We start from the raw sequence: 7266 nt of genomic DNA, 5'->3' as shown, positions 1-7266 counted from the left end.
CTGCTGCCGGTGCTGCTGCCGATCGTTCTGGCGCTGGTGATGCTGCCGCTGATCGGCTCGTTCTCGTCCTGGGTAACCCTGACCGTCGCGTCGCTGGCGATGGGCATGATGATCTTCATCATGGCGTCGGGGCTGACGCTGGTGTTCGGGCTGATGGACGTGCTGAATTTCGGCCACGGCGCCTTCATTTCGGTCGGCGCCTATGTGGCGACGCTGGTGCTGCTGCCGCTGGCGGCGATGTCGCAATCCGACTCGCTGGTGACCAATCTGGCGGTGCTGGCCCCGGCGGCGCTCGCCGCGATGGCGGTGTCTGGCGCGCTGGGCCTCGTGGTCGAGCGCGTGCTGATCCTGCCGGTGTACGGCCAACATCTGAAACAGATCCTGATGACCACCGGCGGACTCATCGTCGCCGAGCAGGCGCTGTATGCGCTGTGGGGGCCGCAGATCATTCCGCTGCCGCTGCCGACCGCGCTGCGCGGCTCGTTCATCTTCGGCGACATCGCCATCGCCAAATATCGCCTGCTGGTGATGCTGGTCGGGTTGATCGTGTTCGTCGCGATTCAGCTGGTGCTGAACCGCACCAAGCTCGGCCTGTTGATCCGCGCCGGCGTCGAGAACCGCGAGATGGTCGAGGCACTGGGCTATCACATCAAGCGGCTGTTCCTCGGCGTGTTCATGGCCGGCTCGGCACTGGCCGGGCTCGGCGGCATCATGTGGGCGCTGTATCGCGAACAGGTCCACGCCTCGATGGGCAACGAGCTCACCGTGCTGATCTTCATCGTGGTGATCATCGGCGGCCTCGGCTCGGTCGGCGGCTGCTTCATCGGCGCGCTGCTGGTCGCGATGGTCGCCAATTACGGCGGCTTCCTGGTGCCGAAGCTGGCGTTGGTTTCCAACATCCTGCTGATGGTCGCCATCCTGATGTGGCGGCCGCGCGGGCTCTATGCGGTGACGTCACGATGATGATCCTGTCCGGCGATCCACCGCGCAGCCGGGTGCTGGCGCTGATCCTGATCGCAATCGTGCTGCTGCTGGCCATCACGCCGTTCGTCTTCCCGGGCGCCAAGCCGCTCAACGTCGCCGCCAAGATCTGCATCTTCGCGGCGCTGGTGGCGTCCTACGATCTGTTGCTCGGTTACACCGGCACGGTGTCGTTCGCCCACACCATGTTCTACGGCATCGGCAGCTACGCGGTGGCGATCGCGCTCTACGGCATGGGACCGAGCTGGGCGGCGGTCGCGACCGGCATCGTCATCGGTTTGCCGCTTGCGGCGCTGCTCGCACTGGTGATCGGCCTGTTCTCGCTGCGCGTCGAGGCGATCTTCTTCGCCATGATCACGCTGGCGGTGGCGTCGGCATTCCTGGTGCTGGCTTCGCAATTGTCGTGGCTGACCGGCGGCGAGGACGGCCGCAGCTTTCAGCTGCCCGAGCTGCTGCGCCCCGGCACCGTGTTCATCAAGGATCTGTTCGGCGTCCGCATCAACGGCCGTATCCTCACCTACTACATCATTCTGGTCGGCTGCGCCGCGATGGTGCTGGCGCTGCTGCGCGTGGTGAACTCGCCGTTCGGCCGGGTGCTGCAGGCGGTCCGGGAGAATCGCTTCCGCGCCGAGGCGCTGGGCTATCGCACCGTGTTTCATCTCACCTACGCAAACGTGCTGGCCGCGCTCGTCGCCGCCGGCGCCGGCGTGCTCAACGCGATGTGGCTGCGCTATGCCGGCCCCGATACGTCGTTGTCGTTTTCGATCATGCTCGACATCCTGCTGATGGTGGTGATCGGCGGCATGGGCACGATCTACGGCGCACTGATCGGCGCCACCATCTTCATCCTGGCGCAGAACTATCTGCAGTCGCTGATGGGCGTCGCCTCGACCGCGGCGGCAGACGCCGGGCTGCCGCTGCTGCCCGGCCTGCTGCATCCCGACCGCTGGCTGCTGTGGCTCGGCCTGTTGTTCGTGCTCAGCGTCTATTTCTTCCCGACCGGCATCGTCGGCCGGCTGCGCGGAGCGCCGAAATCGGCCGAGTAAGCTCGACGAAAGTCGTAAGCCTCATGTCTGTGCGCGGACCTGACGCGCCGAAACGCCGGTATGATCTGCGCCAGATCAATCTCGTGTGCAACTGCACAAAGTATCCTGTTGCCGTTCGGGGCGCTCCCACACCTCCGCGCCCCTCTCGATAAGGACGCTTCCTCCATCCGGATACCGAAACGGAGAAGCGCCCGGCTAAACAGGAAGTTGGAAATGACCGTGCTCATCGTGCTTACAGCACTGGCGTTCGCCGCCACCGTCGTGGTGGCCGGCGCGCTCGCAACCGCGGCCCCGGCCGGCCGCCTCGTATCCCAGGCGGCAGGCGCCGCCACCATGGTGATCGGGCCGATCCTCACGCTGGTGATCGCCGTCGTGCTGACCAAGTTCGTCGGAGAAACGTTCGCCGCCGCGGATGTCCTCCGCATCGCGGCTCCGCCTGCCTTTCGGCACGCTTTTCGTCGGCCCGCTGGCGTTCTGGTTCTTCCGCCGCCAGCGCCCGGCCAGCCGTCACACGCTGACGGCGAAAGCCTCCGTTCGCTGAACCTTGGACTCGGCGGAGGCGAAGACACCTCCGCCGAGCCTCTTTGCCAGCATGCTTTTTTCGCCCCAGCGCCGGATTTTCGAACTCGCGCTCCAAATTCCATGCGAGCGCATCTATTTTCGGCAGACCCATTGAGATTCCGACCGGGCGCCCCAAGTTCCAGCCATCCGCAATATTCCAGGACGGCTCCATGTCGACTTCCAAGCTCTTCGAGTCCTTCAAGCTCGGCCCGATCACGCTCGCCAACCGCGTCGTGATGGCACCGCTGACCCGCAACCGGGCCATTCCTGAAGGCCTCATCCCCAGCCCGCTGGCGCCCGAATATTACGGCCAGCGCGCCACCGCCGGCCTCTTGATAACCGAAGCCAGCCAGGTGTCGCAGCAGGGCCAGGGATATCAGGACACGCCCGGCATCTATTCGGACGCGCAGGTCGCCGCCTGGAAGAAAGTCACCGACGAGGTGCACAAGCGCGGCGGCAAGATCTTCATCCAGCTCTGGCATGTCGGCCGCATCTCGCATGTCGACCTGCAGCCGAACCACGGCAATCCGGTCGCGCCGTCGGCGATCCAGGCCAAGACCAAGACCTTCGTGGGCGGCCAGTTCGTCGATGTTTCCGAACCCCGCGCCCTCGAGCTGAAGGAAATTCCCGGCATCATCGAGGACTTCCGCAAGGGCGCGGCCAACGCCATCAAGGCCGGCTTCGACGGCGTCGAGATTCACGGCGCCAACGGCTATCTGCTCGACCAGTTCGCCAAGGACGGCGCCAACAAGCGTACCGATGAATATGGCGGCTCGATCCAGAACCGCGCCCGGCTGATGCTGGAAATCGCCTCGGCGGTGGCCAAGGAGATCGGGCCAGAACGGACCGGCATCCGGATTTCGCCGGTGACTCCGGCGAACGACGTTTCGGACAGCAATCCGCAGCCGCTGTTCGACTACATCGTCGACGAACTCAACAAGCTGAAGCTGGTGTACATCCACGTCATCGAGGGCGCCACCGGCGGCCCGCGCGACATCGCGCCGTTCGACTACGCGAGCCTGCGCAAGCGCTTCAGCGGTGCGTATATCGGCAACAACGCCTACGACCGTGCGCTGGCCGACAAGCAGCTCGATGCCAACGCCGCCGACCTGATCGCGTTCGGCAAGCCGTTCATCTCCAATCCGGACCTGGTCGAACGCCTCAAGCGCAACGCCCCCCTCAACGAAGGCGACCGCGCGACGTTCTACGGCGGCGGCGCCAAGGGCTACACCGACTATCCGACGCTGGAGCCCGCCCAGGCGGCGCAGTAAGCGCAAAGCCACACACTCCGTCATTCCGGGGCGCGAGCGCAGCTCGCGAACCCGGAGTCCCGAGATGTTCTGCACCTTCGGACGTTCCCACAATGTCGAGATTCCGGGTTCGCTCGCTACGCGAGCGCCCCGGAATGACTCGGGGAGAAGTTCTTCCAAAAGCTAAAGGGCCGGGATCGCTCCCGGCCCTTTTTTGCTTTTGCTAATCCCCGTCATGGCCGGGCTTGTCCCGGCCATCCACGTTCTTCGTGCTGCAAGCGCTGCAGTTCGTGGATGCCCGGCACAAGGCCGGGCATGACCTCGTTGAGGGCCGATGCGCCGATCAGACGCAGCCGCTTACTTCGCGTCCGCCCGCTTCGGCGGGGTCGCCGGCCAGGACTTGATCAGGGTGTCGTAGTCGATCGTTTCACCCTTCGGCTTCTCGTTCGCCAGCTTGCGCTGGGGCGCGATGTTGCCGTCCTTGGCGGACTTCTCGTACCAGTATTCGGCGGTCTGCTTCGGATTGAGCTTCGGTCCGCATTCACCCTGCACCTTCGACTTCTCGAGGCGTTCGAGCACCGAGTCCTGGGCCGCGGCCAGCGCGTCCATCGCCTGCTGCGGAGTCTTGGCACCGGACGACGCGTCGCCGATGTTCTGCCACCACAGCTGCGCCAGCTTCGGATAGTCCGGCACGTTGTTGCCGGTCGGCGACCACTGCACGCGGGCCGGCGAGCGATAGAACTCGATCAGACCGCCGAGCTTGGGCGCGCGCTCGGTGAACGACTTGTCCCAGATGTCGCTCTCACGGATAAAGGTGAGACCGACGTGGCTCTTCTTCAAGCTGACAGTCTTGGAGGTGATGAACTGCAGATACAGCCAGGCAGCCTTGCGGCGATCGGCCGGGGTGGACTTCAAGAGCGTGGCCGAACCCACATCCTGATAACCCAGCTTCATGCCTTCCTTCCAGTAAGCGCCGTGCGGCGATGGAGCCATACGCCACTTCGGGGTGCCGTCGGCATTCATCACCGGCAGGCCGGGCTTCACCATGTCGGCGGTGAAGGCGGTGTACCAGAAGATCTGCTGAGCGACGTTGCCTTGGGCCGGAACCGGGCCGGCCTCCGAGAAGGTCATGCCCTGCGCCTGCGGCGGCGCGTACTTCTTCATCCAGTCGAGATACTTGACGATCGAGTAGACCGCGGCCGGACCGTTGGTGTCGCCGCCGCGCTCGATCGACGAGCCGACCGGACGGCAGCCTTCCATGCGGATGCCCCATTCGTCGACCGGCAGACCGTTCGGCAGGCCCTTGTCGCCGTTGCCGGCCATCGACAGCCAGGCGTCGGTGAAGCGCCAGCCGAGCGACGGGTCCTTCTTGCCGTAGTCCATGTGGCCATAGACTTTGACGCCGTTGATTTCCTTGATGTCGTTGGTGAAGAAGTCGGCGATGTCCTCATAGGCCGACCAGTTCACCGGAACGCCGAGGTCGTAGCCGTACTTGGCCTTGAACTTGGCCTTGTATTCCGGATTGGTGAACCAGTCGTACCGGAACCAATACAGGTTCGCGAACTGCTGGTCCGGCAGCTGATACATCTTCTTGTCGGGCGCGGTGGTGAACGACGTGCCGATGAAGTCCGGCACGTCGAGCATCGGATCGGTGACGTCCTTGCCCTCGCCCTTCATGTAGTCCGACAGCGCGATGGTCTGGTTGTAGCGGAAGTGCGTACCGATCAGATCGGAGTCGTTGATCCAGCCGTCATAGACGTTCTTGCCGGACTGCATCTGGGTCTGCAGCTTCTCGACGACGTCGCCTTCCTGGATCAGGTCGTGCTTCAGCTTGATGCCGGTGATCTCGCTGAACGCCTTGGCCAGGGTCTTGGATTCGTATTCGTGGGTCGTCAGGGTTTCGGAGACGACGTTGATCTCCATGCCCTTGAACGGCTCGGCCGCTTTGGCGAACCACTGCAGCTCCTTGAGCTGATCTTCCTTGGACAGCGTCGAGGGCTGGAATTCCTCGTCGATCCACTTCTTCAGCACCGCGTCGTCCGCGGCGCGCGCGGGCACCGAGAGGCCGCCGGCGAGCAGCAGAGCTGCGCTCGCCGTCAGCATCAGCCCCCGCCGGCTGATGGGAGATATCCGTCCGATCAAATGTCGCATCTGGTTTCCTCCGTTAAAGCGACTTCAGTCCCGAGTTGATCCCGGGTCTGCTTCCGTAGACGCGCGTCAGACGGTGCGGAAAACCACAACCGCGGTGACGAGCGAGATCAAGGTGGCGACCCAAAGACTCGACACCTCCATTCCTTCACCGACCGGCAGTGTGGTCAGCGGCTCCGCGCCGACCAGCGCGATCCACGCGAGATGGATCACCGCGGCCAGGATCAGCGAGATGAACAGCCGGTCGCCGCGCGTCGTCGGAATCCGCAGGATGCCGACGCGCTCGACTTCCGGATAGGCGGCGGCCAGCCAGGTCATGGTGCCGAGCGTCAGCGCCAGCGCGGCAAAGAACGCTGCCGTCGGCCAGGTCCACGCCATCCAGGCAAAAGAGTCCATGGTTAGTGGCTCCCGTTTTCGTCGTGGCGAGTGACCACGTTTCCCTCGTCATTGCGAGCCGAAGGCGAAGCAATCCAGTTCAATGCATGGAGCTGGATTGCTTCGTCGCTTCGCTCCTCGCAATGACGGTGAAGATATTTCGTACTCATCGCAGCCTCACACCCGACCCAGCGCGAAGCCGCGCGCGATGTAGTTGCGGACGAACCAGATCACCAGCGCGCCCGGGATGATGGTGAGCACGCCGGCGGCTGCGAGCAGGCCCCAGTCCATGCCTGCGGCCGACACGGTCCGGGTCATCACCGCGGCGATCGGCTTGGCATTCACCGACGTCAGGGTGCGCGCGAGCAGCAGTTCGACCCAGGAGAACATGAAACAGAAGAACGCCGCGACGCCGATGCCAGACGCGATCAGCGGCATCAGGATCTTCACGAAGAACTTCGGAAACGAGTAGCCGTCGAGGAACGCCGTCTCGTCGATCTCCTTCGGCACACCGGAGACGAAGCCCTCGAGAATCCACACCGGCTTTGGGGTTTAGAGTCTGTTGTGTGCCGCAACTTCCTCCCATGGCCTATCTTACAGGTTCCGCGTGTAATACTAATTGTGGAATGGCAGCGCGTAAACCGTGGCCGGCGCCTTGCTGTTCGAGAGCTTCCAAACAAGCAGGTGCTTGTCCCCAAAGAAGCCTTACCCCGAGAACGCGTAGGCGGACGGCAATGCGAAAGAGATCGACAGCTCCGTATTGATGACCACCTCATCGAGCGAGTTGCTGTGGCCGGTGTATCAACTCGGATCGGTGAAGATGATCTCATAGTTTTCCATCGTCAGCTGGTGCGATCACAGCGTCATCGTAGAGACGATTTCGCCGTTGGTCTTGAAGCTCATGT

Annotated in this window: 5 protein-coding genes and 1 pseudogene; 3 read left to right on the top strand and 3 right to left on the bottom strand. The window is 63.7% G+C overall.

Annotated elements, in window-relative coordinates; translation table 11 throughout:
- The 3 genes from I5M_RS02905 to I5M_RS02890 all read left to right on the top strand — a co-directional run.
- A partial coding sequence (locus I5M_RS02905; RefSeq protein WP_031335153.1) for a branched-chain amino acid ABC transporter permease occupies positions 1–963 on the top strand: 963 nt, incomplete at its 5' end.
- On the top strand, positions 960–2027 hold the full coding sequence (locus I5M_RS02900) for a branched-chain amino acid ABC transporter permease (RefSeq protein WP_022720029.1): 1068 nt from the start codon (positions 960–962) through the stop codon (positions 2025–2027). The genes I5M_RS02905 and I5M_RS02900, both read left to right, overlap by 4 nt.
- 731 nt (positions 2028–2758) lie before the next feature.
- The gene (locus I5M_RS02890; RefSeq protein WP_022720026.1) at positions 2759–3859 is read left to right on the top strand and encodes an alkene reductase; all 1101 of its coding nucleotides are present in this window, start codon (positions 2759–2761) and stop codon (positions 3857–3859) included.
- A gap of 336 nt (positions 3860–4195) precedes the next feature.
- On the opposite strand, the gene I5M_RS02885 is transcribed toward I5M_RS02890, so the two are convergent.
- The 3 genes and pseudogenes from I5M_RS02885 to I5M_RS29080 form a co-directional block, all read right to left on the bottom strand.
- The gene (locus tag I5M_RS02885) at positions 4196–5941 is read right to left on the bottom strand and encodes an ABC transporter substrate-binding protein (protein ID WP_376738657.1); all 1746 of its coding nucleotides are present in this window, start codon (positions 5939–5941) and stop codon (positions 4196–4198) included.
- 114 nt (positions 5942–6055) lie between these two features.
- Entirely contained in the window at positions 6056–6382 is a 327-nt protein-coding gene (locus I5M_RS02880) for a DUF2160 domain-containing protein (protein ID WP_022720024.1), read from the bottom strand.
- Between the two features lie 156 nt (positions 6383–6538).
- A pseudogene (locus I5M_RS29080) lies at positions 6539–7266 on the bottom strand (carbohydrate ABC transporter permease); the annotation flags it as partial.

Origin of the sequence: Rhodopseudomonas sp. B29 (genome assembly GCF_000333455.1) — a bacterium.
GTDB lineage: Bacteria > Pseudomonadota > Alphaproteobacteria > Rhizobiales > Xanthobacteraceae > Rhodopseudomonas.
The sequence above is the reverse complement of the archived record's forward strand: the minus strand, read 5'-3'. Positions and strand labels throughout refer to the sequence as shown.

Excerpts from the sequence above, each read along its gene's own strand:
- I5M_RS02900 (WP_022720029.1), top strand. The coding sequence starts at position 960 with ATGATGATCCTGTCCGGCGATCCACCGCGCAGCCGGGTGCTGGCGCTG.
- I5M_RS02890 (WP_022720026.1), top strand. The coding sequence starts at position 2,759 with ATGTCGACTTCCAAGCTCTTCGAGTCCTTCAAGCTCGGCCCGATCACG.
- I5M_RS02885 (WP_376738657.1), bottom strand. The coding sequence starts at position 5,941 with ATGCTGACGGCGAGCGCAGCTCTGCTGCTCGCCGGCGGCCTCTCGGTG.
- I5M_RS02880 (WP_022720024.1), bottom strand. The coding sequence starts at position 6,382 with ATGGACTCTTTTGCCTGGATGGCGTGGACCTGGCCGACGGCAGCGTTC.